Here is a 26,593-nt window from a genome sequence, read left to right as displayed (position 1 = left end):
TCAGCGAATCTGGTGCTTGTGCAACAAGCGGTAGAAGGTCGGTCGCGACACACCCAATACTTTGGCGGCGACACTCAGGTTATCGCTGTGACGATTCAATACATCGCACAACGCCTGGCGTTCGGCCCGGGACTTGTATTCTTCGAGGGTACCCATCGGCGTGGCGATTGTATGCTGGCTGAGCAACCCCAGATCGCGGGCCTCGATCTGCCGGCCTTCGGCCAATACCAGTCCGCGACGGACGCGGTTGGCCAGTTCGCGAACATTGCCTGGCCAGTCGTGCTTGCCCATGGCAATCAACGCGTCTTCGCTGAAACTGCGTGGGCGGCGTCCGGTTTCATGGCTGTAGAAATGGGAAAAGTGGTTGGCCAGCGTCGCCAGGTCGCCATGACGCTCGCGCAGCGGCACGGTCGCCACTTGCAGTACGTTCAAACGGTAATACAAGTCTTCGCGAAAGCGCTTCTTCTCGATAGCGGCTTCAAGGTCGGTATGCGTTGCCGCCAGAACCCGCACATCCACCGGAATCGGCTGACTGCCACCCACCCGCTCGATGTGTTTTTCCTGGAGGAACCGCAACAGGTTGGCTTGCAACTCCAGTGGCAGGTCACCGATCTCGTCGAGAAACAGGGTGCCACCGTTGGCGGCTTCTATCCGTCCGACCTTGCGCTGGTGCGCGCCGGTAAATGCGCCTTTCTCATGGCCAAACAGCTCGGACTGGATCAAATGTTCGGGAATCGCACCACAATTGATCGCGATGAAGGGTTTGCTGTGACGCTGGGACAGGCGATGCAGGGTTCGTGCGACCAGTTCCTTGCCAGTGCCGCTTTCACCCCGAATCAACACCGGAGATTCAGTCGGAGCCAGTTTGCTCAACAGCTTTCGCAGCTCACGAACAGGTTTGCTGTCACCCAGCAATTCGTGCTCGGGCTGGTCGACATAGACCGTGTCCCGCCCACGCAAGCGCGCCATGCCAAATGCCCGTCCCAACGTTACCTGGACCCGAGCCACATCGAATGGCAAGGTATGAAAGTCAAAAAACCATTCACAGACAAAGTCGCCGACATTTTGCAGTCGCAGCACTTCCTGATTGAGTACGGCGATCCACTCGGTGCCACTGCGGCTGATCAACTCTTTGACAGCTTCCGGGTGTTCAAGGTGAAAGGGCTGCAAGCGTAACAAACCTACGTCACAGGTTCGGTTAGCGGCGTTCTCCAGCGTGCAGCTATCAACGTCCCAACCGACTTCGCGCAGTCCCGGGAGCAGGCGATGGCAATCGTCGCAGGGGTCCACCACTAGTAAACGTCGTAAAGCAGGCGCATCGCTCATGACTGTTCCTTGGCGCCAAATTCAAGAAAATTATTAAAAACAGTCATTTGGCGGACCTGGCTGTAACATTAGCAAGAATTTGACAGGCCCTTGAACTGTTTGACTATAGAGCTGTCATAAAACCAGTTATAAGAAGCACTTTTGATAGTTACCTAACGACTCTTTCCTTTCATTCAGCTTTCAATGTCAGGCTCATACTTGAGTATATGAAATAAAGTGGAAAATTCTTTTGATTGTGTGTGACCCAAACCCCGGTTGCGGGCATCAGTACAAGTAACCAGCCGAACGGTAAGCCCAACCGTCGGTACATCAATTGATTGGGCATACAGAGAGAAGACCCTATGAACGCCCCGCTGCGTATCAACGAAGCACTTCTGATTGCCGACCGCGCATTCAAACCATTCAAATGCGTGGCCTGGGCCCCACAAGACGGTAATGGCGAGCTCAGCCTGACCGTTATCGACCGCACCAGCACCAGCATTGGCCGCAAGCAGATCCCAAGCAGCGCTTATTCCGATCCGGCACAACTCGAACTGCTGCTGGAACAGGCTCGCGCCGAATTGAGCCAGGAAGGTTACACACTGCAATCCTGGTCGATGCCGCACTAATCGTTTTGCGGATTACCCCGGGGTAGTCCGCACCCTCCCCCTGTCATTTGTCGGGCTGAATGTTCTCGCCCATCCGTGCTGATTACCTCCGCAAGTTCGAACTTTTACGCACCCGGTACTTAGAAGGCTCGCTATTGGTTCGAAAAGACACTGTTGTGGCACACAGCGACTCTCCGTCTGTTACTTCTCACTGTTGTACATCTGCCCATTCAGGGATTGAATAGTCTCCTTATTACGTCGCCAGCCAAACTTCTGGATCCGGACGACTCGCAAGGAGATGCGGTTCATGTCAATCCGGCCCGCTATTGCCTACCCCGCCACCCGGACCAATGCCGGCTCCCTCGATACGACGTTTGCCGCCAATGGCAAAGCCCAGGTGTATTTCGCCGACAGCCTTTCCAGCATGGCCAACGATGTTGCAATCGATGCCCAGGGCCGTTTGCTGGTGGCTGCAAAGGTCGCCATGGCCGATGGCAGCCGCTTTGGCCTGGCCCGCTTGCTGGAGGATGGTTCAGCGGACCTCACGTTCGGTACGCAAGGCAGCATCATCGGGCAATTCGAACCGGGATTCGAAGCCATGGGCGCCAAGGTTGTGGTCATGCCCGACGGCAATATCCTGTTGGCCGGGTTGCACTACGAAAACGCGCACCACACGCTCCCGGCCCTCGCATTGCTGGATCAGCGGGGCCACCTGGTTCAAGGCTTTGGCGATAATGGCCGGCGCGTCGTGCGATTGCCTGGCGGTCTGTCCCTGGGCATGCGTGATATCTGGCTGCCTCCCGGTGTGCCGGGCGCGGAAGCCTGCGATGTGGATGTACAGCCAGACGGCCGGATCCTGATCCTGGCCAACCATTACTACGAACTGGCCGATCATGTAGGCCTGTTGATACGGCTGGATGTCGAAGGCTCGCTCGACTGCTCGTTCAATGGCAACGGCTTTGTCGTGGTACGGCACCTGCTGGTGAATACCTGGCTCAGCAGCCTGACCGTTCAACGCGACGGTCGGATTCTGGTGGGTGGATCGATCAACTTCCCTGAAGAAGGCTTGCTGGCCCGCTATCACCCGGATGGCCACCTCGACGAGAGTTTTGCCGTGGATGGATTCATGACGTTCAAGGCGAATGGGCATGGTGCCCAGGTCAGCCAGGTGGTCCAGCAAGGCACTGGCGATATCCTGTGTGTGGGCAGCAGTCATGAGCCGATGCACTGCCTGACCTTTAAAATGCACAGCAACGGCCGCCCCGACAACCACTGCAACAGCGGCCACCCGCGATGCCTGGTCATTGGCCGCAGCGGCTGCCAGTGGAGCGCCGCGCAATTACAGCCCGATGGCAGTTTGATCACGGCGGGCGCGACCATCGGCGGCGTTGAAGCAGACTTCATTGTCGGACGGTACCTGCCCAATGGCCGTCTCGATGGCCGCTTTGGCGCAGGCCTCGGCTTTGCGCGGACCCGCCTCGGCCCCAGCCTGGATACGGCCACCTGTGTCGCGGTGCAGGCCGATGGCAACATCGTGGCTGGCGGCTATTCGTTGCATGGCAGTTACAAGGCCGTCGTCGTGCGATATCTGGGCTGAATCGAAGCACTTTTCCTGCGCTTGATCTTCTCGTCTGCTTGCGGCAACTTGCGCGCTTCTTAAAACAAGGAGCAATCGATGTCCGCCTCAATGGCCCAGGCGTTCGCGCACAATTTTCTCGGGAACTCGCCCCGTTGGTACAAGGCCTGCATCGTCGGCTTTCTGATTCTCAATGCCCTGGTGCTGTGGACCGCAGGCCCGGTGGCTGCCGGTTGGCTGCTGGTGCTGGAGTTCATTTTCACCCTGGCCATGGCACTCAAGTGTTATCCGCTGATGCCCGGTGGCCTGCTGTTGATTGAAGCCCTGCTGCTGAAAATGACCACGCCCCAGGCGCTGTACGAGGAGTTGCTGCACAACTTCCCGGTGATCCTGCTGCTGATGTTCATGGTGGCCGGTATCTACTTCATGAAGGATTTGTTGCTGTACCTGTTCTCGCGCCTGCTGTTGGGGGTTCGCTCCAAGGCCCTGCTGGCCCTGATGTTCTGCTTTTTGTCAGCCTTTCTGTCGGCGTTCCTCGATGCCTTGACCGTGACCGCCGTCATTATCAGTGCCGCCGTAGGCTTTTACTCGGTGTATCACCGCGTTGCCTCGGGTAACGATCCGCGTCAGGACAGCGAGTTCAGCGACGATAAACACCTGCCCACCCTGCACCAGGGTGATCTCGAACAGTTCCGCGCCTTTCTGCGCAGCCTGCTGATGCACGGCGCCGTGGGCACAGCTCTGGGCGGTGTTTGCACGCTGGTCGGCGAACCGCAGAACCTGCTGATCGGCCATGAAATGGGCTGGCATTTCTCCGAGTTCTTTACCCGGATTGCACCGGTATCCCTGCCGGTACTGGTTGCCGGGCTGGTAACGTGCGTACTACTGGAAAAGCTGCGCTGGTTCGGATACGGCACGCTGCTGCCGGATAACGTCCGTGCGGTGCTGGCCAATTACGCCGCCGAAGACAATGCCGAGCGCACCACGCGCCAACGCGCAGCGCTCCTGGTGCAAGGCGTCGCCGCATTGATTCTGATTGCCGGACTGGCGTTCCACATCGCCGAAGTGGGCTTGATCGGCCTGATGGTGATTGTGTTGATCACCGCCTTTACCGGCATCACCGACGAACACCGCCTCGGCACCGCGTTCAAGGACGCCATGCCGTTCACCGCCTTGCTGGTGGTGTTTTTCGCCGTGGTCGCGGTGATTCACGATCAGCAACTGTTCGCCCCACTGATCCACTGGGTGCTGATGCTGCCGGCGGACCAACAGCCGGGCATGCTGTTCATTGCCAACGGCCTGTTGTCGGCCATCAGCGACAACGTGTTCGTGGCAACCATTTACATCACCGAAGTGAAGCGCGCATTCATGGCCGGTGAGATGACCCGCGAGCATTTCGAGACGCTGGCCATTGCGATCAATACCGGTACCAACCTGCCGAGCGTGGCGACGCCCAACGGCCAGGCGGCGTTTCTGTTCTTGCTGACCTCGGCGATCGCGCCGCTGGTGCGCTTGTCCTACGGGCGAATGGTCTGGATGGCGCTGCCTTACACGGTAGTGATGGGGACATTGGGCTGGTATGCGGTGAGTTACTGGTTGTAACTCCCAACCCTGTGGGAGTTACGTGTTATCCGAGACGGTGCCAGACGCGACCGTCACGGATGAGCAACTCTTCGCCGGCCTTGGGACCGTTTTCCCCGGCGGCATAGCTCTGCACAGTGGAATCCTGCTGCCATGCGTCCAGGAACGGCTGCACGGCGCGCCAGCCGTTTTCGATGTTGTCGGCGCGCTGGAACAAGGTCTGATCGCCCGTCAGGCAATCGTAGATCAGGGTTTCGTAGCCGGTGGACGGCTGCATCTCGAAAAAGTCCTTGTAGGCAAACCCCAGCTCGATGTTGTCCATCTTCAGGGCCTGACCGGGCCGCTTGGCCAACAGGTCGAACCACATGCCTTCGTTGGGCTGGATCTGAATGCGCAAATAGGTCGGCTGCAGCTCATCGACCTCGGTATCGCGAAACTGTGCGTAGGGCGCCGGCTTGAAACAGATCACGATCTCGGTGTCGCGCACGCTCATGCGCTTGCCGGTACGCAGGTAGAACGGCACACCGACCCAGCGCCAATTGTCGATCATGACCTTGAGGGCCACATAGGTTTCGGTATTGCTGTCGGGCGCAACCTTGTCTTCCTCGCGGTAACCCGGCAGCGCCTTGCCGCCGATCTCACCGGCTGCGTATTGGCCACGCACCGAGTTGGCGTGGGCTTCCTCGACCGTCCAGGGCCTGATCGCGCCGACGACCTTGGCTTTCTCGCCGCGGACCGCATCGGCGCCAAACGCGGCGGGAGGCTCCATCGCCACCATTGCGAGCAACTGGAACAGGTGATTGGGCACCATGTCCCGTAGCGCGCCGGTATGCTCATAAAAACTGCCACGGGTTTCCACGCCGACGGTTTCGGCGGCGGTGATCTGCACGTGATCGATGTAGTGATTGTTCCAGAACGCTTCGAACAGACTGTTGGAAAACCGGCTGACCAGAATGTTCTGTACGGTCTCCTTGCCCAGGTAATGGTCGATCCTGTAGATCTGCTTTTCCGTCATCACCTTGAGCAGGCAGGCGTTCAAGGCCTCGGCCGTTTGCAGGTCGGAGCCGAAGGGTTTTTCGATCACCACCCTTCTGAAAGCCTCGGGGGTTTCCTCCAGCAAGCCGGCAGCACCGAGACGGCGTGCCACTTCACTGAAGAAACGCGGCGCGGTAGCCAGGTAGAACACCGCATTGCCGGTGCCGCTGTCGGCGATTTTCGCCGCCAGCGCTTGATAAGTGCTGTCGTCCAGGAAGTCGCCCTGGACGTAGCTGATGCCTTTGGCGAGTTTGGACCAGACGGCTGGATCAAGGGTGTGGTCGCCCTTGCCAGCCATCTCGTTGCGAATGAAGTCTTCGAGCTTTTGCGCAAAACCTTCATCGCTGATGGCGTTGTGGTCAACGCCGATGATCCGCAGTCCATCCCCGAGCAAGCCGTTGCGCTTGAGGTTATACAGCGCCGGTACCAACAGACGCTTGACCAGGTCACCGTGGGCGCCAAACAGAAACAGCGTCGTCGGTGGTGCGGGCTCGGCCTTGGATTTCCTGCGGATCGCATGGGTCATTTTTTCGAGGTCTCCACATGGCCGCCGAAGCCGAAGCGCTGGGCCGAGAGGATCTTGTCGCCAAAGGTGCCTTGCCCACGGGAGCGGTAACGGGAGAACAACGAGTTCGACAGCACCGGCACCGGCACCGCTTGCTCCATGGCGGCTTCGATGGTCCATTGACCTTCACCGCTGTCGGCCACGGAGCCGGAAAAACCGTCGAGTTTCGGATCACTGGCCAGGGCGTCGGCGGTCAGGTCGAGCAACCACGAGGACACCACGCTGCCGCGACGCCAGACTTCGGCGATGTCGGCGACGTTAAGGTCGAAACGCTGGTCTGCCGGCAGGCTCTCGCTGTTTTTGGTCTTGAGGATGTCGAAGCCTTCGGCGAAGGCCTGCATCATTCCGTATTCGATGCCGTTGTGGATCATCTTCACGAAGTGCCCGGCGCCGGCGGGACCTGCGTGAATGTAGCCACGCTCGGCACGATCGTCGTCGGACTTGCGGTCCTTGGTGCGCGGGATGTCGCCCATTCCCGGGGCCAGGGTTGCGAACAGCGGATCAAGGCGCGTGACGGTCCCGGCATCGCCGCCGATCATCATGCAGTAACCACGCTCCAGGCCCCAGACGCCACCGGATGTACCGACATCGATGTAATGCAGGCCTTTTTCCGACAGGGTTTTCGCCCGGCGGATATCGTCCTTATAGAAGGTGTTGCCGCCGTCGATGATGGTGTCGCCGGCTTCGAGCAAGGTGCTCAGGGTGTCGATGGTCTCTTCGGTCGGCGCGCCGGCCGGCAGCATGACCCACACCGCGCGCGGCTTTTCCAGGCCGGCGACCAGGGCCGGCAGATCGGCGACGCCAGTGGAGCCCTCTGCGGCCAGTGCTTCGACAAACGCGGTATTGCGGTCATAAACAACGGTGGTGTGCCCGTTGAGCATCAGGCGCCGTGCAATATTGCCGCCCATGCGGCCCAGTCCAATAATCCCGAGTTGCATGTGCTGATGCTCCCTACTACAAATAAAATGTGTGTCAAAGGTTATAGCCCAACGCGACTCATGAGGTTAGTCCAGAGCGTTGGCACGAAGTTTCCGGGCATTGTGCCCGATCCTGATGGATAACGTCGGGAATCAAGCCGAAGACACAACGACCATGAAAAATAAAAAAGTTCCCTTCCAGGGCAAAAGAAATCAAAATTGGCGCCGATAGTAGATCAGCCGCTGATTTCCAGGCGGCCCTACAGTTGAGACACGCCATTTGCGAGGTGAGCAATGGGCACAGTACACACCGCACTGCCAGCACAAACCCTTTACGTCACTATCCGTCGCGATGAATTGCGTCAGTTGAAGGACGAACGCGATCAGTTGAAACAGGAGCTGGCGCAGTTGCGGCTGCTGCTGCAATCCAATCAGGCGCAGCCCCTGGCCGTGACGCAACGCGCCCCACTCGCCTGACTCCCTCGCTTCAAGCGGGAGCAGCCTGCACTGCTTCCGCATCGGCTTACGCCCTGCCATCCTCGGCAACTCACAAAATTTTCACAATTGTTACATAACAATTACACGTTTAGGTCGCCCGATTCCGCGCGGCCATCGTTCGTCGTCCGCGATATCCAAGTCCCGGCGGTGGTAGTGAATTCTCGGCTGGAGCGCTGAATGTCCTTGTTTGAACGCAGTAAAACGACTGCGACAGCTTTTGATTGGGCCGGATTCGTCTGGCTGTTTGTTTTCTTCTGGTACTTTTCCGGCATTACCCAACTACTGATCCAGCTGACTGGCACCTCCGGGTTTAGCGGATTCCGCCAGGCCTTCGTCATGAACGCCGTCTGGCTGGCGCCAATGTTGCTGTTCCCCCGACAAACACGTGTCATGGCGGCGGTGATCGGCGTCGTGCTGTGGGCATGCTCCATGGCGAGCCTGGGTTATTTCTTCATCTATCAGCAGGAATTTTCCCAGAGCGTCATCTTCATCATGTTCGAGTCGAACGTGGCTGAAGCCGGCGAATACATGACCCAGTATTTTGCCTGGTGGATGGTGCCGGCGTTCCTGGCCCACAGCGCTTTTTCCTGGTTCCTGTGGACACGCCTGCGCCCGGTTTACCTGTCCCGTGGCAAGGCATGGGTGGCAGCAACGGCCATCCTGGTCGCCGTGGTCGCTTATCCAATGATCAAGCAGACCCAGCGTACCGGCAGTTTCGCCGCCGGGTTCGAGAAGTTCGAAACCCGCATCGAACCTGCGGTGCCATGGCAGATGGCCGTGGCCTATCACCGCTACCTGGACACCCTGGCCGGCATGCAGGACATGCTGGAAAGCGCCAGCAGGATTCCACCGCTGCACAACCTCAAGGATGCCATGGCCAATACGCCTGCGACCCTGGTACTGGTAATCGGCGAGTCCACCAACCGTCAGCGCATGAGCTTGTACGGCTATCCCCGGCCAACCACGCCGGAACTGGACAAGCTCAAGGATCAACTGGACGTTTTCGACAACGTCATTACCCCGCGCCCCTACACCATCGAGGCGCTGCAGCAGGTTTTGACCTTCGCCGACGAAGAAAACCCGGACCTGTACCTGTCGACGCCATCACTGGTGAGCATGATGAAACAGGCCGGTTACAAGACCTTCTGGATCACCAACCAGCAGACCATGACCAAGCGCAACACCATGCTCACGACCTTTTCCGAACAGGCCGACGAGCAGGTGTACCTGAACAACAACCGCAACCAGAACGCCGCCCAATACGATGGCGACGTGATCGAGCCGTTCAACAAAGCCCTGGCCGATGCGGCACCGCGCAAACTCATCGTCGTGCATTTGCTCGGCACGCACATGAGCTACCAGTACCGTTACCCGTCGACCTTCGACAAGTTCCAGGACCGCACTGGCGTACCGGCGGGCATTCGCGATGACCAGTTGCCGACCTATAACAGCTACGACAATGCCGTGCTGTACAACGACTTCGTGGTGTCCAGCCTGATCAAGGACTATGCCAGGACCGATCCGAACGGTTTCCTGCTGTACCTGTCCGACCATGGCGAAGACGTGTTCGATTCCGTGGGTCACAGCACTCTTGGGCGTAACGAGAACAAGCCGACGGCACCGATGTACACCATTCCGTTCATCGCCTGGGCTTCGCCGAAATGGCGAGCCTCCCATGACTGGAACCTTGCCGGTGATCTTTCGCGGCCCTACAGCAGTTCGCACCTGATCCACACATGGGCCGAGCTGGCAGGCCTGAGCTTTGACGAGCTCGATCGCAGCAAAAGTGTGGTCAGCGACAGCTTCAAGGCCCGGCCATTGATGATTGGCAACCCGTATGAGCGTGAGCAACGCGCGTTGATCGACTTCAGCCTGATGAAGCCGAAAACGCCACCCGCGGTCGTTCAGCAGTAACCCTTTCAGGGGCCGGTTCCGGCCCCTTTTTCATGCTCGCGCTCCAGCAATGGAAGCGGTTGATGAAGTTAATTCCCATTTAACCGAATCGGCGGATAATGCCATTTCGACACTGATTCATTGATTCATGGAAGAAAGGCATCCGACAACTTGAGTGGGAGGCATACCATGAAACGCACCGCCGTGATCCTCGCCGGCCTGATGGCATTGGGCTCGGCCAGCGCATTTGCCGAGGGTGGAGCCGAACGCATGCGCTATTACTACGAAAGTCTGCGACTGGCCCAGCAACAAGCACTGGGCCATCCGATCCAAAGCACCGAGCTGCGGGTGCCCGACGATCAAACCGCACAAATGACTGAAACCTACAGACCGAAATGATCCATGGACCTCTGACTGCGGCTCTAGAGGGCGTCCTGCTGGACGCCCTTTTTGCCGGTTGAGTCAGAGGCTCTTGGTCCAGAACAGCATGCGCCCATGGGCCGGATCGAACATGCCGGCGGCGAAGCCGGCTTTTTCATAAGCGCCTTGCGCCACGGCATTGCCTTCCAGCACCTCCAGGGTGAGCTTGCAGCAACCACGCTGACGGGCGATGTCCTCGACTTTTTGCAGCATCTTCCGGCTCAAGCCCAACCCGCGAAATTTTTTCACCACCGCCACATCGTGCACATTGACCAACGGCCGGCAGGCAAAGGTCGAGAACCCCTCGAAGCAATTGACCAGCCCGGCCGGCTCGCCGCCGACAAAGGCCAGCACACTGAAGGCGTGGGGACGTCTGGCAAGCTCTGCCGGGAGTTGCTCCAGGACATGGGCTGGCAACGACTGGCCACCCCCCATCGGGTCCTCGGCATAGTGGTTCAACACCAGACAAATAGCCTCGGCATGCACCGGATTGGTGTAGCTGGCTTGAAGCACAAGAATTTCTGCGGAGTCCATTTCCATCCTCGATCACACATGAAGTAGCCTCCAGCATGTATTTCACGCTGAAGTGCCCGCTGACCATAGCGCGAGCACCGTGGTATCGACAATCGCAACCGCGCAATTCTTTGGCGCTCAAGCGCCCCAGATCAAGGCTTCCGTCCATCCCAGCTCGGCAAAATCCTCGGCTCGCAAGCGCGACTCGCCGGCACAGAAAAACTCGTCGAGTTGCGGTGGCTTGACCGAGGTGCCACTGAGCATGGCGTGAACCTGGCCACGGTGATGGATCTGGTGTTCAAACAAATGGGACAGCAGGCGCAATCGACTGTCGTATTGCGGGGTGTCGCGGGCTATGGTCACGATCTTGCCAAGGTCGGCGTCGCGCATCTGCTCGCAATAGGCGATCAGCCGGCGGTCGACGTGGGCCTGCTCGCCAATGAGGTCCGTCGCCACGAGACAGGGCTCGTCTTCCTTGAAAAACACACGGCAATCGGGATGCGGATCGTCGCCGCGCAGTTCGCGCTCCAGGGCGTCCACATAAAACCAGTCACAGGTCAGGATGTGGTTGAGGGTGGCGCGGATCGTCGGGAAGAAGCTGACCCGCGGCGCAGTCAGTTCCTGCTGGCTCAACTGACGCCAGGCCTTGGCCAGTCGGTGATTGGCCCAGGCGTTCTGATAGGCCATGGTCAGCAAATGGTGCGACAGGGGCTGATTCATGTTCGCTGCTCCCGATCAAATCCCGATCAAACTTCGGCAAACCTCTGCAGTTGCATTTCCTGCAATCGACTGAGGGTGCGACGGAACGGGAATTCCAGATAACCCTCGGTGTAAAGCGATGCCATTGGTACTTGCGCTTCAAGGTACAGCGGCACCTTGCGGTCGTAGCATTCGTCCACCAGGGCAATGAACCGTCGCACTCCGTCGTCATGCACCGACAGCTGCGGCAGCTCGCGGTCCCCCGCTGCCACCCGCTCGACACCGTCCTCGGTGCCGCGGGCTATGCGCCCGGCACGTTTTTGCGCGCTGAGGCTGGGTACGTCACCCAACAGAATAGCGCTGTAGGTATCGCACAGGGCGATGAAATCCATGGCGGCGAAGGGTTGCTCGCACAGCGCGGCGTAACGGGTCCAGAGCACGGTCGGGCTGACCTTGACCACCTCGAGGGAGCGGTAACCGACCTTGACCGGTTCGCTCGATACCGGTTGATTCACGGCCAAACTCGAGAACACCCCGGTGAGCGCATCTGGCTGGCCGGGCTCGGCCACCCAATAGCGTTGTGAACCGGCACCCGGATGCAGGCGATGGTCTTCCCCGCCATCCACTGCAATCACCTGCATGTGTTGTTTGATCGCCGCGATGGCGGGCAGGAAACGGTCGCGATTGAAACCGTCGGCGTACAGCTGGTCCGGTGGCAGATTGGAGGTGCAGACCACCACCACGCCCTGTTCGAACATCACCTGGAACAGGCGCCCGAGAATGATCGCATCGCCGATGTCATTGACGAACAACTCGTCGAAACACAACACGCGAACCTCTTCGGCCAATTCACGGGCCAACGCCTTGAGCGGATCGGCGGTGCCGGTCAGTTGAAACGAGCGCTGATGCACCCAGCCCATGAAGTGGTGAAAGTGCTGGCGCCGCGCCGGTACTCGCAGGCTTTGGTAGAACTGGTCCATCAACCAGGTTTTACCCCGCCCCACCGGCCCCCACAGGTAAACGCCGGAAATGGGCGAGCGGCCTTCGTGCAACGCTTCGTGGCATTTTTGCAGGGCCCACACGGCATGTTCCTGGGCCTCGTCCTGGACGAAGCCCTTTTGTTCGATGGCATGCTGCCAGGCGCTTAAGGGGGAATCGATAGTCATGGGCGGCAGTATGCCATTGCGCATTGATAACGCGACCATTGATCGGCGCTTTTGTGCGAAAGGGAAAAGCACCTTGACGACTTATATTACTATCATCATATTTAATACATGTCACACGACATTTATATAAACCCTGACGTCACCTCCCTGGAGTCATCCCATGCACTACAAAGTCTTCGGTCGTAAAACCGGCTTGCGTGTTTCCGAGCTGGCACTGGGCGCCGGTAATTTCGGTACCGGTTGGGGCCATGGCGCCGAGCGTGACGAAGCCAAACGCATTTTTGACGGCTACCGGGAAGCCGGTGGCAACTTCATCGATACCGCCAATGGCTATCAGGGCGGGCAATCCGAGGCCATGCTCAGCGAATTCATCAACGCGGAACGCGATAGCCTGGTCATCGCCACCAAATACACCCTCGGGACTACACCGGCGGCCGGCATTTCCCACACAGGCAACAGCCGCAAGAACATGGTGCGCGCCGTCGAGGAAAGCCTTAAGCGACTGAAGACCGAGCATATCGATCTGTTCTGGGCCCACATGAGCGACGGCGTCACGCCCATGGAAGAGATCCTGCGTGGCTTCGACGATCTGGTCAGTGCCGGCAAGATTCATTACGCCGGGCTGTCGAACTTCCCCGCGTGGCGCATCGCCCGCGCTGACCTGCTGGCCGAGGTGCGTGGTTTTGCGCCGATTGCCGCGATCCAGGTCGAGTACAGCCTTGCCGAACGCACGGCTGAGCGTGAACAACTGCCGATGGCCGAAGCCCTGGGCCTGGCCGCGACCCTGTGGTCGCCGCTGGGTGGTGGCTTTCTGACCGGCAAGTATCGCAACAGTGAAGGCGACAACCGCGCGAACAAGCTCGGCGTGCTGATTCATGCTGAAAAAAGCGCCCGCGAAACCGCCCTGCTCGATACCTTGATCGACATCGCCGCCGTACTCGATGCCAGTCCGACCCACGTGGCCATCGCCTGGCTACGGGAAAAGGCCCGGCGCTCGACCACGGCACTGATTCCGATCCTCGGTTCCCGGACACGCGAGCAACTGGATGCCACGTTGGGCGCGCTGAATGTGCAGTTGAGTGCTGAGCAACTGGTAAGGCTGGATGGTGTCAGTGACGTGGCCAAAGGCGTGCCGCACGAATCCATTTCCGGTTCGTTCGCACGCTTCAGTGGTGGCCGGATTCTCGACCTGCCGATCGTTCCAGTGGCCTGACACAAGTCAAAACTGTGGGAGCGAGCCTGCTCGCGAATGGGGAGTGTCAGTCTACTGCTGCACCAACTGACACACCGCTTTCGCGAGCAGGCTCGCTCCCACAGGGGGATTGCGTTTTACCGATCGACCTTATGCTTTGCCGCATACAGGCACAGCATCTCCATCGCCAGCGTCGCCGCCGCCAGTGAGGTGATCTCCGCGCTGTCATAGGCCGGCGCCACTTCCACAACGTCCATGCCCACCAGATTGATGCCGCGCAGACCGCCGAGAATCTCCAGCGCCTGTACCGTGCTCAAGCCGCCGCATACCGGCGTTCCCGTGCCAGGCGCGAACGCCGGATCGAGGCAGTCGATGTCGAAGGTCAGGTACACCGGGTTGTCGCCGACCCGCGCGCGAATCGCCTCGACAATCGCCTCGCAGCCACGGCGATGCACCTGCCGCGCGTCGAGCACCTGAAAGCCCTGATGATCATCGTTGGTGGTGCGCAAGCCGATTTGTACCGAGCGCGACGGGTCGACCAGCCCCTCCCTGGCCGCGTGCCAGAACATGGTGCCGTGGTCGATGCGCTTGCCCTCCTCGTCCGGCCAGGTGTCGCTGTGGGCGTCGAAGTGGATCAGCGACAATGCCCCATGCTTTCGGGCATGGGCCTTGAGCAGTGGATAGGTGATGAAATGGTCGCCGCCAAACGTCAGCATCGCCGTGCCGGCATTGAGGATGTGTTCGGCATGGGCCTCGATCATTTCGGGCGTCGACTGCGGCGAGCCGTAATCGAAATCACAATCGCCGTAGTCGATCACCGCCAGATGGTCGAACGGGTCAAACGTCCATGGCCAGTGCCGCTCCCAGGCGATCCCGGCAGAGGCGGCGCGAATGCCCCGTGGTCCGAAGCGTGCGCCGGGACGGTTGCTGGTGGCGGTGTCGAACGGCACGCCGCTGACGGCCACGTCGACTCCACGCAAGTCACGGCTGTAACGGCGACGCATGAAACTGGTAATGCCGGCGTAGGTACTTTCGGCGGCCGTGCCGTAAAGGCTGTCACGGGTCATGGCTTGATCGTTCTGCATCGGGACGTCCATTGAAGGCTCCTTGTGTTTTTCTTATTGGCGGCTACGGAATGTGGTCCACAGGCGGGTGCGCTGGCGCATGTCCTTGAGGCTCATGCTGCGGTCGGCGTACAGCCGCTCGCGCACGTCGGCCAGCGGGTAGATGTCCGGATCGGTGCGCACAGCTTCATCCACCAGCGGCGTGGCAGCCTGGTTCGCCGTAGCGAAGAACAAGGTGTTGGTCAGTGCCGCAACGGACTCGGGGCGCAACATGAACTCGATAAAAGCGCGGGCGGCTTCGGGGTGCGGAGCGTCCTTGGGGATCGCCAGGTTGTCCTGCCACACGAGGGTGCCTTCCTTGGGAATCCGGTAGGCAATTTCATAGGGTTTGTTGGCCTTGCGTGCCTGGTCGGCGGCCATGCTCGCGTCCCCGTTGTAGGTCAGCGCCAGGCACACGCTGCCATTGGCCAGATCGCTGATCTGCCGCCCGGTGGCGACGTACAACACGTTCGGCTGTAGCTGATGCAACAGGGCCTCGGCGGCTGACAGATCGTTCTTGTCGGTGCTGTAGGGATCTTTACCCAGATAATGCAGCGCCAGTCCGATGACCTCCTGCGGCGAGTCGAGAATGGCGATGCCGCAGTCCTTCAACTTGCTCGCGTATTCGGGTTTGAACAGCAGGTCCAGGCTATTGAGCGGCACGTCCGGCAAGCGTTGCCTGAGCGCTTCGACGTTCATGCCCAAACCCAGGGTGCCCCAGGTGTACGGCACGCCGTAGCGGTTACCCGGATCGACAGCGGCGAGCTTTTCCAGCAAATCCGCATCGAGGTTGGCGTAGCCCTTGAGTCCTTCGTGGGGAATCGGTTTCAACGCCCCGGCCGCAAGCCCCCGGGCCAGCACGCTGGAGGACGGCACCACCACGTCATAACCGCTGCCACCGGTGAGCAATTTGGTCTCCAGCACCTCCGAGGAGTCAAAGGTGTCGTAGCGCACATGGATGCCGGTTTCCTGCTCGAACCGTTGCAGGGTCTCAGGGGCGACGTAATCGGCCCAACTGTACAGATTGACCTCCTTGTCCTCGGCCTGGGCCGAAACAGCAACGGCAAGCAACAGCGCGGGTAAACACAGCTTGAACATGGGAGCCATGACGAACACCTGACCAGAGGAAGTGGTTGCAGGATGCGTCGTCGGATACATTGGTAAAATATCAAGTTAATTAACCTGACTTTATGACGGAGTAATGTTTGATGCTCGGCCAACTCCACGATCTTGATCTGCAATTGCTGCGTCTGTTTGTCAGCGTGGTGGAATGCGGCGGTTTCAGCGCAGCCCAGGGCGAGCTTGGATTGAGCCAGTCGAGCATCAGCCAGCAGATGGCCAAACTGGAAACCCGCCTTGGCTATCGGCTATGCAGTCGCGGCAAGGGCGGGTTCAGGATCACGCCCAAGGGTGAACAACTGCTCAGCGCCACCCGTGGATTGTTCGAGTCCATCGAAGCCTTCCGTCATCAGTCCAACGGCGTGGCCGGCCGCTTGATCGGCGAAGTGCGCCTGGGCCTGTCCGAAGCCCTGGACCAATCGGTGCTGCAACGGGTGGCCGAGGCGATCCGGCGCTTCCGTGAACGGGATGAGTCCGTGCGCATCGAACTGATCAGCGCCATGCCCGGCGAAATGGAACGCTTGCTGCTGCAACAGCGGCTGGACCTGGCCATCGGCTATTTCTCGCAGGTGCAAAGCGCGTTCGACTACCGCCAATTGTTCATTGAAACCCAGCATCTGTATTGCGCCCCCGGTCATCCGCTGTTCACCAACGCAGCCCCGGACGATGAGGACCTGCAGGCCTGCGACCGGGTCGGTCACCCCTACCGTTTCCTGCGCAGTGACGAACCCTTTCAAGGCAAGTTGTGCTCGGCACGATCGGAGCAGGTCGAAGGCACCCTCGCCTTCATTCTTTCCGGCAAGCATGTCGGTTACTTGCCCAACCACTTTGCCCGTACCTGGGAAGACAAGGGTTTGCTCAAGGCCGTGCGGCGCGACGACCTGAGTTTCGATGTCGCGTTTCATCTGGCCCGCCACCGCGCGCAGGTGGCCGGCGATGCACAGAAGGCATTCGAAGAGGATCTGCTCGCGGCGTTTGCCTGAAAACGCCGTGCTCTACGCTGAAGCAGTGCCGGTCATCACCATGCAAAAATGCACAGACAACCTGCACTTATCCGGGTTGTACAAGGCAAATTTGCACTGATACGATCCGTCATCGCTCGCGCGCGAGCATCTCGATAAAGAACAATAAAAGCAGGGAGTTAGTGATGACTGCTCAGGTTTCATCGAAGGGCGCGCAGCCCATGGATGCCATGCAAAACGAAGTGCTGGCCGAGGTTCGCAACCACATTGGTCACCTGACCCTCAACCGCCCCGCCGGCCTCAATGCCCTGACCCTGGACATGGTGCGCAACCTGCAGCGCCAGCTCGACGCCTGGGCCCAGGATTCGCAAGTCCATGCCGTGGTCTTGCGCGGTGCCGGCGAAAAAGCCTTCTGCGCTGGCGGCGATATACGCTCGCTGCATGACAGTTTCAAAAGCGGCGACACCCTGCACGAAGACTTCTTCGTCGAGGAATACGCCCTCGACCTCACGATCCACCACTACCGCAAACCGGTGCTGGCCCTGATGGATGGCTTTGTCCTCGGCGGCGGCATGGGCCTGGTGCAAGGCGCAGACTTGCGCGTGGTCACCGAAAAAAGCCGCCTGGCGATGCCGGAAGTCGGCATCGGCTATTTCCCCGACGTCGGCGGCAGTTACTTCCTGCCACGCATTCCCGGTGAACTGGGGATTTACCTCGGCGTCAGTGGCGTACAAATCCGCGCAGCCGATGCGCTGTATTGCGGGCTGGCGGACTGGTACCTCGAAAGCGCCAGGTTGGGCACGCTGGACGAACATCTCGACCAGCTGGAGTGGCAGGACACGCCGCTCAAGGACCTGCAAGGCCTGCTGGCCAGACTCGCCGTGCAGCAATTGCCTGATGCGCCACTGGCAACCTTGCGCCCGGCCATCGACCACTTCTTCGCCCAGCCCGACGTGCCGAGTATTGTGGAACAACTGCGTCAGGTCACGGTCGCCGACAGCCATGCATGGGCTGTCACCACCGCCGACCTGCTGGAAACCCGCTCGCCGCTGGCCATGGCCGTGACCCTGGAAATGCTCCGTCGCGGACGCGAGCTGCCGCTCGAGCAATGTTTCGCCCTTGAGCTGCATCTGGACCGCCAGTGGTTCGAGCGCGGCGACCTGATCGAAGGCGTGCGCGCCTTGCTGATCGACAAAGACAAGACACCACGCTGGAACCCGCCCACCCTCCAGGCGCTGGACGCCGAGCACGTGGCGAGCTTCTTCAGCGGGTTTGACCAAAGCGAGAGCTGAGCCATGCACGATATCGAATTGAGCGAAGAGCAAGTCATGATCCGCGACATGGCCCGGGATTTTGCCCGTGGCGAAATCGCGCCCCATGCCCAGGCCTGGGAAAAGGCCGGCTGGATCGATGACGGTCTGGTGGCGAAGATGGGCGAACTGGGCTTGTTGGGCATGGTGGTCCCCGAGGAATGGGGCGGCACCTACGTCGACTACGTGGCCTACGCGCTGGCGGTCGAAGAGATTTCCGCCGGCGACGGTGCGACCGGCGCCTTCATGAGCATCCACAATTCCGTGGGCTGCGGGCCGGTACTCAACTATGGCAGCGAAGAACAGAAACAGACCTGGCTGGCGGACCTGGCCAGCGGCCAGGCCATCGGCTGCTTCTGCCTCACCGAACCCCAGGCCGGTTCCGAGGCGCACAACCTGCGCACCCGTGCCGAACTGCGCGACGGCCAATGGGTGATCAACGGCGCCAAGCAATTCGTCAGTAACGGCAAGCGGGCCAAGCTTGCGATTGTCTTCGCCGTCACCGATCCCGACCTGGGCAAACGTGGCATCTCGGCATTCCTGGTACCCACCAGCACCCCTGGCTTCAAAGTCGACCGCAGTGAACACAAGATGGGCATTCGCGCCTCCGACACCTGCGCCGTGACCCTCGACAATTGCACCATCCCCGAAGCCAATCTGCTGGGCGAGCGCGGCAAGGGCCTGGCTATCGCCCTGTCCAACCTCGAAGGCGGACGCATCGGCATCGCCGCTCAAGCACTCGGTATTGCCCGCGCGGCGTTCGAAGCGGCGCTGGCCTACTCCCGTGATCGGGTGCAGTTTGGCAAAACCATCAATGAACACCAGAGCATCGCCAACCTGCTGGCCGACATGCACATGCAACTCAACGCCGCACGCTTGATGATCCTGCATGCCGCACGGCTGCGCACGGCCGGCAAACCCTGTCTGTCGGAAGCGTCACAAGCCAAGCTGTTTGCGTCGGAAATGGCGGAAAAGGTCTGCTCGTCCGCCATTCAGATTCATGGCGGCTATGGCTACCTGGAAGACTATCCGGTGGAAAAATACTACCGGGATGCGCGGATCACGCAGATCTACGAAGGGTCGAGCGAGATACAGCGGATGGTGATTGCCCGCGAGCTGAAGAACTACCTGATTTGATGCCCTGTACCTGTAGGAGCGAGCTCGCTCGCGATGGTGGTCAACGATGACGCGGGGCACCTGAATCAACCCGGTGCCCTTGGTTTTTCGCGAGCAAGCTCGCTCCTACAGAGATCCAATGTAGGAGCGAGCTTGCTCGCGATGACGTCAGTGAAGCCGCCGCATCACTTCCCGACGAACTCCGCCTCACGCTTGGCAATGAACGCCGCCATCCCTTCCTTCTGATCCTGCGTCGCAAATGCCGCATGGAACACCCGGCGCTCGAAGCGCACGCCTTCGGCCAGGCTCACTTCAAAGGCACGGTTGACGCTTTCCTTGACCATCATCGCAATCGGCAGCGACTTCTTGGCGATCAACGCGGCGACTTTCAGCGCTTCATCCAGCAACTCGTCGCTCGGCACGATACGCGCCACGATACCGCAACGCTCGGCTTCCACGGCATCGATCAAACGCCCGCTCAGGCACATTTCCATGGCCTTGGCCTTGCCCACGGCGCGGGTCAGGCGCTGGGTGCCGCCCATGCCCGGCAACACGCCGAGGTTGATTTCCGGCTGACCGAATTTGGCATTGTCGCCCGCCAGGATGAAGTCGCACATCAACGCCAGCTCGCAACCGCCGCCCAGGGCGAAACCGTTGACCGCCGCGATGATCGGCTTGCGGCGGTTGGCCACGCGGTCGCTGTCGCTGAACAGGTCGTCGATATAGATCTGCGGATAGGTCAGCTCGGCCATTTCCTTGATGTCGGCACCGGCGGCAAAGGCTTTTTTCGAACCGGTCAGCACGATGCAGCCGATGTTCGAGTCAGCCTCCAAGCCGTCGAGGGCCTGGTTCAGTTCGCTGACGATCTGTGCGTTCAACGCGTTCAGCGCTTGTGGACGGTTGAGGGTGATCAGGCCAACGCGGCCGTGGGTTTCCAGCAAAATCGTTTCGTAGCTCACAAATACACTCCTTCTTATAGATTGCGCGAAATGACCATGCGTTGAATATCGCTGGTGCCTTCGTAGATCTGGCAGACCCGTACGTCGCGGTAGATCCGCTCCACCGGGAAGTCGTTGAGGTAACCGTAACCGCCAAGGGTTTGCAGCGCCGAGGAGCATACCTTCTCGGCCATTTCCGAGGCGAACAGCTTGGCCATCGACGCTTCGACCAGCGCCGGCTTGCCGCTGTCACGCAGGGCGGCGGCGTAGTGCACCATTTGCCGCGCCACGGCGATCTGGGTCGCCATGTCCGCCAGGCGGAACGCCACGGCCTGGTGTTCGATGATCGGCTTGCCGAAACTCTCGCGCTCACGGGCGTAGTCGCGAGCCGCTTCGAACGCGGCGCGGGCCATGCCCACCGATTGCGAAGCGATACCGACGCGGCCGCCTTCAAGATTGGCCAGGGCAATTCTGTAGCCTTCGCCCTCCTCGCCCAGACGATTGGCCACCGGCACTTTTACGTCTTCGAAGAGGATCTGACAGGTGTCGGACGCATGCTGACCGAGCTTGTCCTCGACCCGCGCCACGCTGTAGCCCGGCGAATCGGTCGGCACGATAAACGCGCTGATGCCGCGTTTACCGGCACTCGGATCGGTCACTGCAAACACAATCACCACCCCGGCATTGCGCCCGGAGGTGATAAACTGCTTGCAGCCATTGAGCACGTAATGATCGCCCTGCAATTGCGCACGGGTTTTCAGGCCGCTGGCGTCGGAACCGGCCTGGGGTTCGGTCAGGGCGAAAGCGCCGAGCATCGCACCGCTGGCCAGCGGCTTGAGGAAACGCTCTTTCTGCTCATCGGTGCCGTAGTTGAGGATCGGCACACAGCCTACGGAGTTGTGCACACTCATGATGGTCGAACAGGCGCCATCGCCGGCGGCGATTTCTTCCAGCGCCATGGCGTAGGCCAGGTAACCGGTGTCGCATCCGCCCCACTGCTCCGGCACCAGCATGCCGAAAAAGCCCAGCCCGGCCATCTCGCCGATGGCTTCCTTGGGAAAGCGATGCTCACGGTCCCACTCGGCCGCGAACGGTTTCAGCCGTTCCTGGGCAAAGTCCCGGGCCATGTCGCGGATCTGTTGTTGGTCGTCATTGGGGATCATGGTGAATCCTTAAAAATCAGTTTGAAACGCAAGACCTGTGGGAGCGAGCCTGCTCGCGAAAGCGGTGTGTCAGCAACATTGATATCAACTGACACGACGTCTTCACGAGCAGGCTCGCTCCCACATTGGTAATGTGCCGCCTCAGTAGAGGCATTCCACGGCCATCGCCGTCGCTTCACCGCCGCCGATACAAATTGCCGCAACGCCACGCTTCAGGCCTTTCTGGCGCAGGGCCGAAAGCAAGGTCACGAGAATCCGCGCACCGGACGCCCCGATCGGGTGACCGAGGGCACAGGCACCGCCGTGCACGTTGAGTTTCTCGTGGGGAATTTCCAGATGAGTCATCGCAGCCATGCCGACCACGGCGAAGGCTTCGTTGACTTCCACCAGATCGACGTCATTGAGCGACCAGCCGGTTTTCTTCATCAACTTCTTGATGGCGCCAATCGGTGCCACCGGGAACAGGCCCGGGGTGTCGGCAAACGCGGCGTGGCCATGAATCACCGCCAACGGTTTCAGGCCTTGTTGCTGTGCCTGCGACTGGCGCATCAGCACCAGTGCTGCAGCACCGTCGGAGATCGAACTGGAGTTGGCCGCCGTCACCGTACCGCCTTCGCGGAACGCCGGTTTCAACGAAGCGATCTTGTCCAGTTTGGCTTTGGGTGGTTGCTCGTCATTGCTGATCACAACCTGCTCTTTGCCGACCGTGACGGTGAGCGGCACGATTTCGTCCCGGAAACTGCCGTCCCTGATCGCCTGTTGCGCGCGAGTGGTCGAGGCAATGGCGAACGCGTCCTGGGCTTCACGGCTGAAGCTGTTGGTTTCGGCGCAATCTTCGGCGAAGGTGCCCATCAGGCGGCCCTTGTCGTAGGCGTCCTCGAGGCCGTCGAGGAACATCGAGTCCTGCACCCGGCCATGGCCCATGCGGTAGCCGGCACGGGCGCGGTCCAGCAGGTAAGGCGCGTTGGACATGCTTTCCATGCCACCGGCGACCACCACGTCGGCACTGCCGGCCACCAGCATGTCGTGGGCCAGGATCGCCGCTTCCATGCCCGAACCGCACATCTTGTTCAGGGTGGTGCAGCGGGTCGATTTATCCAGCCCGGCACCCAGCGCCGCCTGACGTGCCGGGGCCTGGCCGAGGCCTGCCGGCAGTACGCAGCCGAACAGCACTTCGTCGACACCATCACTGGCAACGCCGGCCCGTTCAATGGCGGCCTTGATGGCGGCAGCGCCGAGTTGCGGCGCAGTCAGGCTTTTCAGTTCGCCCTGGAAACCGCCCATCGGGGTGCGGACGGCGCTGACGATTACAATCGGATCGTTGGACATTGTCATGACAAATCCTCCTTATTTGGCCGCCATGCGCAAGGCACCGTCGAGACGGATCACCTCGCCATTGAGCATGCTGTTTTCAATGATATGCCTGACCAGCGCGGCGTACTCGCCCGGTTTGCCCAGGCGCGGCGGAAATGGCACGCCAGCCGCCAGGGAGTCGCGGACTTCCTGGGTCATGCCGGCCATCATCGGCGTCTCGAAGATGCCGGGGGCGATCGTCATGACACGGATGCCGAAACGCGCCAGTTCGCGCGCAGCAGGCAAGGTCAGGCTGACAATCGCACCTTTGGACGCCGAGTAGGCGGCCTGACCGATCTGACCGTCGTAAGCCGCGGCAGACGCGGTATTGATGATCACGCCGCGTTCGCCATCGGCGTCCGCTTCGGTTTCCGCAATCGCCGCTGCCGCAAGGCGCAGCATGTTGAAGCTGCCGATCAGGTTGACGTTGATCACCTGACTGAAGCTGGCCAGCGCATGCGGGCCAGTTTTGCCGAGAATCTTCTCGCCACGCACGATGCCCGCGCAATTGACCAGGCCATTGAGGCCGCCAAAGGCCTTGACCGTCGCCTGCACCGCTGCTTCGGCCGCCGCTTCGTCGCTGATGTCCGCCACCACGCTGTGCGCGCCCAGACGCTGGGCCTGGGCTGCAACGGCTTCGGCGTTCATGTCCACCAGCATCACTTTCGCGCCTGCGGCAACCAGCACCTCGGCAGTGGCTGCACCGAGGCCGGAAGCGCCACCGGTGACGATAAATATCTTGTTCTCGATCTGCATAATTGTTTCCCTGGATTCAAGCTGGAACGTTCTTCGCCGCGGCCTCTTGAGCCTTGGCGACTTCCTGGTTGCGCAAGATAAAGCGCTGCAATTTGCCGCTTGGGGTTTTCGGCAACTCGCTGACAAATTCGATTTCGCGGGGGTAGGAATGCGCCGCCAGACGCTTGCGCACGTGCTGCCGCAGCTCTTCGGCCAACGCAGGTTCGGCGCGGTATTGCGGGCTGAGCACGACGAAGGCCTTGACCAGTTCGGTGCGCTCCGGATCGGGTTTGCCGACCACGGCGGCCTCGACCACGGCCGGGTGTTCGATCAGTGCGCTTTCCACGTCGAACGGACCGACCCGGTAACCGGAGGTGGTGATCACGTCATCGCTGCGACCGACGAAGCTGATGCTGCCGTCCGGGTTCCACTCGACAGTGTCGCCGCTCAGGTAATAGTTGCCGACAAAGGCCTTGGTCGGCCCGCCTTCGTAGCCGGCGAACCAGCACATCGGCGATTGGCTGCGGTCGACCGCCAGGATGCCCGGCTGGCCAACGCCCAGTTCCTTGTATTGGTCATCGAGGACCACGATGCGGTGGCCCGGCGAGGCAAAACCGGCGGCGCCCATGTGAATCGGATGCTCAAGGCCGTGGTGGTTGCACAGCACCATGCCCAGTTCGGTCTGGCCGTAGTGGTCGTGGATCACCACGTCGAGGTTGTCGGCGAACCAGCGGATCACTTCCGGGTTCAGCGGCTCGCCGGCGCTGCTGACGATGCGCAGTTTGCCCTTGATCGATCTGGCGAATTCATCGCCGCCGGCAATCAGCAAACGGTAGGCGGTCGGCGAACCGGTGAGGTTGGTAATCCCGTACTTGTTGATCACCCGGCAGGTGCTTTCGAGCGTGAACGGGCCATCGTAAAAGGTGATCGGATGCCCCATGGACATCGGCCCGGTGACACCGAAATAGATGCCGTAGGCCCAACCCGGGTCGGCGACGTTCCAGAAGGCATCTTCCGGGCGCAGATCCACGGCATCGCGGGTGTAGCCCTGAAACGCAACGATGGCCTTGAGCGGTACCGACAGCGCTTTCGACGGGCCGGTGGTGCCCGAGGTGAACATCAGCAGGAAGGGATCTTCCCCGGTCAGCAGCACAGGCTCACAGTCGGCGGAATAATTGGCCAGTTCGGCCCAGAAACTGTAATCGCCGCGAACCAGACCCTGCCCTTTGGGGCCGGTGACGGTCACCGTGGTCGGGCAATCGGCGACTTCGGCCAGTTTCGGCCGGTTCACCGCATCGGTCACCACCACTTTGGCGCCAGAGCAGCTCAGGCGGTGCTCGATGGCTTTGGGGCCGAACGCGGTAAACAGCGGTTGATACACCGCGCCGATGCGCCAGGTGGCGAACACGGTGATCAACAGTTCGATATTGCGTGGCAACAGGCCGGCCACCTTGTCGCCTTTCTGCACGCCCTGGGCCTGCAGGTAATTGGCGAAACGCGCGGCCTTGTCCTGCAATTCGGTGAAGGTATAGGTAGCACCAGTGCCGTCACGTCCTTCCCAGAACAGCGCGATGCGGCCCGGCAAGGCATGCCGGTCACAGCATTCGACACAGGCGTTGAGGGCTGTCAGGTCGCCTGCGAGTGCGGCGTCGACGGTGTGCTGATAATTGAACTGAGAAGTAGCAGACAGGTAATCGCGCATTGCCAGAGTCCCGTTGTGTTTTTATTAGGTTGGGGGGAACCGTAATCAACAGGGAAATACTCGCTCTGCGCGGGGTATCGGGCAATGGTCAAAGTTATCAAGTTGCCTGACTGCTTTGGCCAAAACCCGCAGGGTTTCAGGCGATGAAGCGCACCCCGGGCCTGGCGCGCTCGTCCACGGTCAGCTCGAACACATCCGGCCGCGCGTAATGGCCGACCACGTCGTAGTCGTAGCGGGCGCGTACCAGGTCGTCAGTGTCGATTTGCGCGGTGAGCAGACCGGCGCTGTCACGCAACGGTCCGGCCAGGATGTCGCCCATGGGACCTACGATCACGCTGCCACCGGCGATCAATGGCCGATCCGCCGGCCAGTTGGCGATGTCCAGGCCCAGGGCCTTGGGCGAGGCCTGGACCTGACAGGCACTGACCACGAAGCAACGACCCTCATGGGCGATGTGGCGCATGCTGACCTGCCACATCTCCCGCTCGTCCACGGTCGGTGCGCACCACACCTCCACGCCCTTGGCGTACATCGCCGTGCGCAGTAGCGGCATCATGTTTTCCCAGCACACCACCGCACCGATGCGCCCGACCTGGCTGTCGATCACCGGCAGTGTCGAACCATCGCCTTTGCCCCAGATCAACCGTTCGGTGCCGGTGGGCATCAACTTGCGGTGTTTGGCCATCAGCCCGTCCTGCGGATCAAAGTACAGCGCAGTGCAGTACAACGTGCTGCCCGCGCGCTCGATCACGCCGATCACCAGATTGGCCCCGGTGCGTGCGGACAGTGCCGCCAGCGCTTCGGTTTCCGCGCCGGGTACGTCGATGGCATTGGCAAAATAGCGGGCAAAGGCTTCGCGACCTTCCGCCAGCCGAAAACCAAGCTGCGTACCAAAGCCCTCGCCTTTGGGATAACCGCCGAGCAGCGCTTCCGGCATCACCACCAACGCGGCGCCGGATTCGATGATCGCGCTTTCGTAGGACAGGATCTGTTCCAGGGTTTCAGCCTTGCCACCGGGCAATGCGCCGATCTGCAGGGCAGCAACGATTGATTTTGGCATCGCACACACTCCATTCGCATCAGGTGTTGCTCATTCTCCGGCGCCACAGGATCATGAATAAAGA

At 60.5% G+C, this 26,593-nt stretch carries 24 protein-coding genes; 10 read left to right on the top strand and 14 right to left on the bottom strand.

From position 1 onward, the window contains the following. A complete protein-coding gene (locus ACEN8E_RS12550; RefSeq protein ID WP_495592879.1) occupies positions 1–1,326 on the bottom strand; it encodes a sigma-54 dependent transcriptional regulator in 1,326 nt (441 codons plus the stop codon). Between the two features lie 341 nt (positions 1,327–1,667). Here ACEN8E_RS12550 and ACEN8E_RS12545 point away from each other — a divergent pair, with 341 nt between their 5' ends. The 3 genes from ACEN8E_RS12545 (at position 1,668) to nhaB (ending at position 5,091) form a co-directional block, all read left to right on the top strand. Further along, on the top strand, positions 1,668–1,934 hold the full coding sequence (locus ACEN8E_RS12545) for a hypothetical protein (protein WP_007983639.1): 267 nt from the start codon (positions 1,668–1,670) through the stop codon (positions 1,932–1,934). A gap of 286 nt (positions 1,935–2,220) precedes the next feature. Beyond that, entirely contained in the window at positions 2,221–3,510 is a 1,290-nt protein-coding gene (locus tag ACEN8E_RS12540) for an NHL repeat-containing protein (RefSeq protein WP_495592878.1), read from the top strand. 78 nt (positions 3,511–3,588) lie between these two features. Beyond that, positions 3,589–5,091 (top strand): sodium/proton antiporter NhaB, encoded by a 1,503-nt coding sequence (nhaB, locus tag ACEN8E_RS12535; protein WP_495592877.1) that lies wholly within the window; start codon positions 3,589–3,591, stop codon positions 5,089–5,091. Between the two features lie 25 nt (positions 5,092–5,116). On the opposite strand, the gene zwf is transcribed toward nhaB, so the two are convergent. Together zwf and gnd are read right to left on the bottom strand one after the other, a co-directional pair. Further along, positions 5,117–6,631, bottom strand: coding sequence for a glucose-6-phosphate dehydrogenase (zwf, locus tag ACEN8E_RS12530; protein ID WP_495592876.1), 1,515 nt, complete (start codon positions 6,629–6,631; stop codon positions 5,117–5,119). Beyond that, positions 6,628–7,632, bottom strand: a complete 1,005-nt coding sequence (gnd, locus tag ACEN8E_RS12525) for a phosphogluconate dehydrogenase (NAD(+)-dependent, decarboxylating) (RefSeq protein WP_495593312.1) — start codon at positions 7,630–7,632, stop codon at positions 6,628–6,630. Before gnd ends, zwf begins: the two co-directional genes overlap by 4 nt. A 249-nt stretch (positions 7,633–7,881) precedes the next feature. Here gnd and ACEN8E_RS12520 point away from each other — a divergent pair, with 249 nt between their 5' ends. The 3 genes from ACEN8E_RS12520 to ACEN8E_RS12510 all read left to right on the top strand — a co-directional run bounded on the left by ACEN8E_RS12520 (position 7,882) and on the right by ACEN8E_RS12510 (position 10,377). Further along, complete coding sequence (locus ACEN8E_RS12520; RefSeq protein WP_495592875.1) at positions 7,882–8,064, top strand: DUF6026 family protein; 183 nt, start codon at positions 7,882–7,884, stop codon at positions 8,062–8,064. Positions 8,065–8,262: 198 nt separating this feature from the next. Continuing rightward, positions 8,263–9,999 (top strand): phosphoethanolamine transferase CptA, encoded by a 1,737-nt coding sequence (locus ACEN8E_RS12515; RefSeq protein WP_495592874.1) that lies wholly within the window; start codon positions 8,263–8,265, stop codon positions 9,997–9,999. Between the two features lie 168 nt (positions 10,000–10,167). Beyond that, on the top strand, positions 10,168–10,377 hold the full coding sequence (locus ACEN8E_RS12510) for a hypothetical protein (protein WP_008023098.1): 210 nt from the start codon (positions 10,168–10,170) through the stop codon (positions 10,375–10,377). A 63-nt stretch (positions 10,378–10,440) separates the two neighbouring features. On the opposite strand, the gene ACEN8E_RS12505 is transcribed toward ACEN8E_RS12510, so the two are convergent. From ACEN8E_RS12505 to zapE, 3 genes are all read right to left on the bottom strand, one after another. Further along, entirely contained in the window at positions 10,441–10,932 is a 492-nt protein-coding gene (locus tag ACEN8E_RS12505) for a GNAT family N-acetyltransferase (RefSeq protein ID WP_495592873.1), read from the bottom strand. Between the two features lie 117 nt (positions 10,933–11,049). Next, complete coding sequence (locus ACEN8E_RS12500) at positions 11,050–11,631, bottom strand: DinB family protein (RefSeq protein ID WP_495592872.1); 582 nt, start codon at positions 11,629–11,631, stop codon at positions 11,050–11,052. Positions 11,632–11,657: 26 nt separating this feature from the next. Continuing rightward, complete coding sequence (zapE, locus tag ACEN8E_RS12495) at positions 11,658–12,776, bottom strand: cell division protein ZapE (protein ID WP_495592871.1); 1,119 nt, start codon at positions 12,774–12,776, stop codon at positions 11,658–11,660. A gap of 160 nt (positions 12,777–12,936) precedes the next feature. On the opposite strand from zapE, the gene ACEN8E_RS12490 reads away from it, so the two are divergent. Beyond that, positions 12,937–13,989, top strand: a complete 1,053-nt coding sequence (locus ACEN8E_RS12490; RefSeq protein WP_495592870.1) for an aldo/keto reductase — start codon at positions 12,937–12,939, stop codon at positions 13,987–13,989. A 116-nt stretch (positions 13,990–14,105) separates the two neighbouring features. On the opposite strand, the gene speB is transcribed toward ACEN8E_RS12490, so the two are convergent. Together speB and ACEN8E_RS12480 are read right to left on the bottom strand one after the other, a co-directional pair. After that, a complete protein-coding gene (gene speB, locus ACEN8E_RS12485; protein ID WP_495592869.1) occupies positions 14,106–15,065 on the bottom strand; it encodes an agmatinase in 960 nt (319 codons plus the stop codon). 21 nt (positions 15,066–15,086) lie between these two features. Beyond that, positions 15,087–16,178, bottom strand: coding sequence for a polyamine ABC transporter substrate-binding protein (locus ACEN8E_RS12480; RefSeq protein ID WP_495592868.1), 1,092 nt, complete (start codon positions 16,176–16,178; stop codon positions 15,087–15,089). 101 nt (positions 16,179–16,279) lie between these two features. Between ACEN8E_RS12480 and ACEN8E_RS12475 the strand changes: the two genes are divergently transcribed. From ACEN8E_RS12475 to ACEN8E_RS12465, 3 genes are all read left to right on the top strand, one after another. Next, positions 16,280–17,173 (top strand): LysR family transcriptional regulator, encoded by an 894-nt coding sequence (locus ACEN8E_RS12475; protein WP_495592867.1) that lies wholly within the window; start codon positions 16,280–16,282, stop codon positions 17,171–17,173. Positions 17,174–17,337: 164 nt separating this feature from the next. Then, entirely contained in the window at positions 17,338–18,444 is a 1,107-nt protein-coding gene (locus ACEN8E_RS12470; protein WP_495592866.1) for an enoyl-CoA hydratase/isomerase family protein, read from the top strand. Between the two features lie 3 nt (positions 18,445–18,447). Beyond that, positions 18,448–19,599 (top strand): acyl-CoA dehydrogenase family protein, encoded by a 1,152-nt coding sequence (locus ACEN8E_RS12465; RefSeq protein WP_495592865.1) that lies wholly within the window; start codon positions 18,448–18,450, stop codon positions 19,597–19,599. A gap of 164 nt (positions 19,600–19,763) precedes the next feature. Here ACEN8E_RS12465 and ACEN8E_RS12460 read toward each other — a convergent pair whose 3' ends face one another. The 6 genes from ACEN8E_RS12460 to ACEN8E_RS12435 form a co-directional block, all read right to left on the bottom strand. Next, positions 19,764–20,537 (bottom strand): enoyl-CoA hydratase, encoded by a 774-nt coding sequence (locus ACEN8E_RS12460; protein ID WP_495592864.1) that lies wholly within the window; start codon positions 20,535–20,537, stop codon positions 19,764–19,766. 14 nt (positions 20,538–20,551) lie between these two features. After that, entirely contained in the window at positions 20,552–21,679 is a 1,128-nt protein-coding gene (locus ACEN8E_RS12455) for an acyl-CoA dehydrogenase (protein ID WP_429370192.1), read from the bottom strand. A 141-nt stretch (positions 21,680–21,820) separates the two neighbouring features. Next, complete coding sequence (locus ACEN8E_RS12450; RefSeq protein WP_495592863.1) at positions 21,821–23,014, bottom strand: acetyl-CoA C-acyltransferase; 1,194 nt, start codon at positions 23,012–23,014, stop codon at positions 21,821–21,823. 12 nt (positions 23,015–23,026) lie between these two features. After that, on the bottom strand, positions 23,027–23,788 hold the full coding sequence (locus ACEN8E_RS12445; RefSeq protein WP_495592862.1) for an SDR family NAD(P)-dependent oxidoreductase: 762 nt from the start codon (positions 23,786–23,788) through the stop codon (positions 23,027–23,029). A gap of 16 nt (positions 23,789–23,804) precedes the next feature. Continuing rightward, positions 23,805–25,469 (bottom strand): AMP-binding protein, encoded by a 1,665-nt coding sequence (locus ACEN8E_RS12440; protein ID WP_495592861.1) that lies wholly within the window; start codon positions 25,467–25,469, stop codon positions 23,805–23,807. 136 nt (positions 25,470–25,605) lie between these two features. Further along, on the bottom strand, positions 25,606–26,529 hold the full coding sequence (locus ACEN8E_RS12435; RefSeq protein WP_495592860.1) for a carbon-nitrogen hydrolase family protein: 924 nt from the start codon (positions 26,527–26,529) through the stop codon (positions 25,606–25,608). Positions 26,530–26,593 lie beyond the last annotated feature (64 nt).

The sequence above is a fragment of the Pseudomonas sp. Pseusp9 genome (assembly GCF_059491265.1).
The sequence above is the reverse complement of the archived record's forward strand: the minus strand, read 5'-3'. Positions and strand labels throughout refer to the sequence as shown.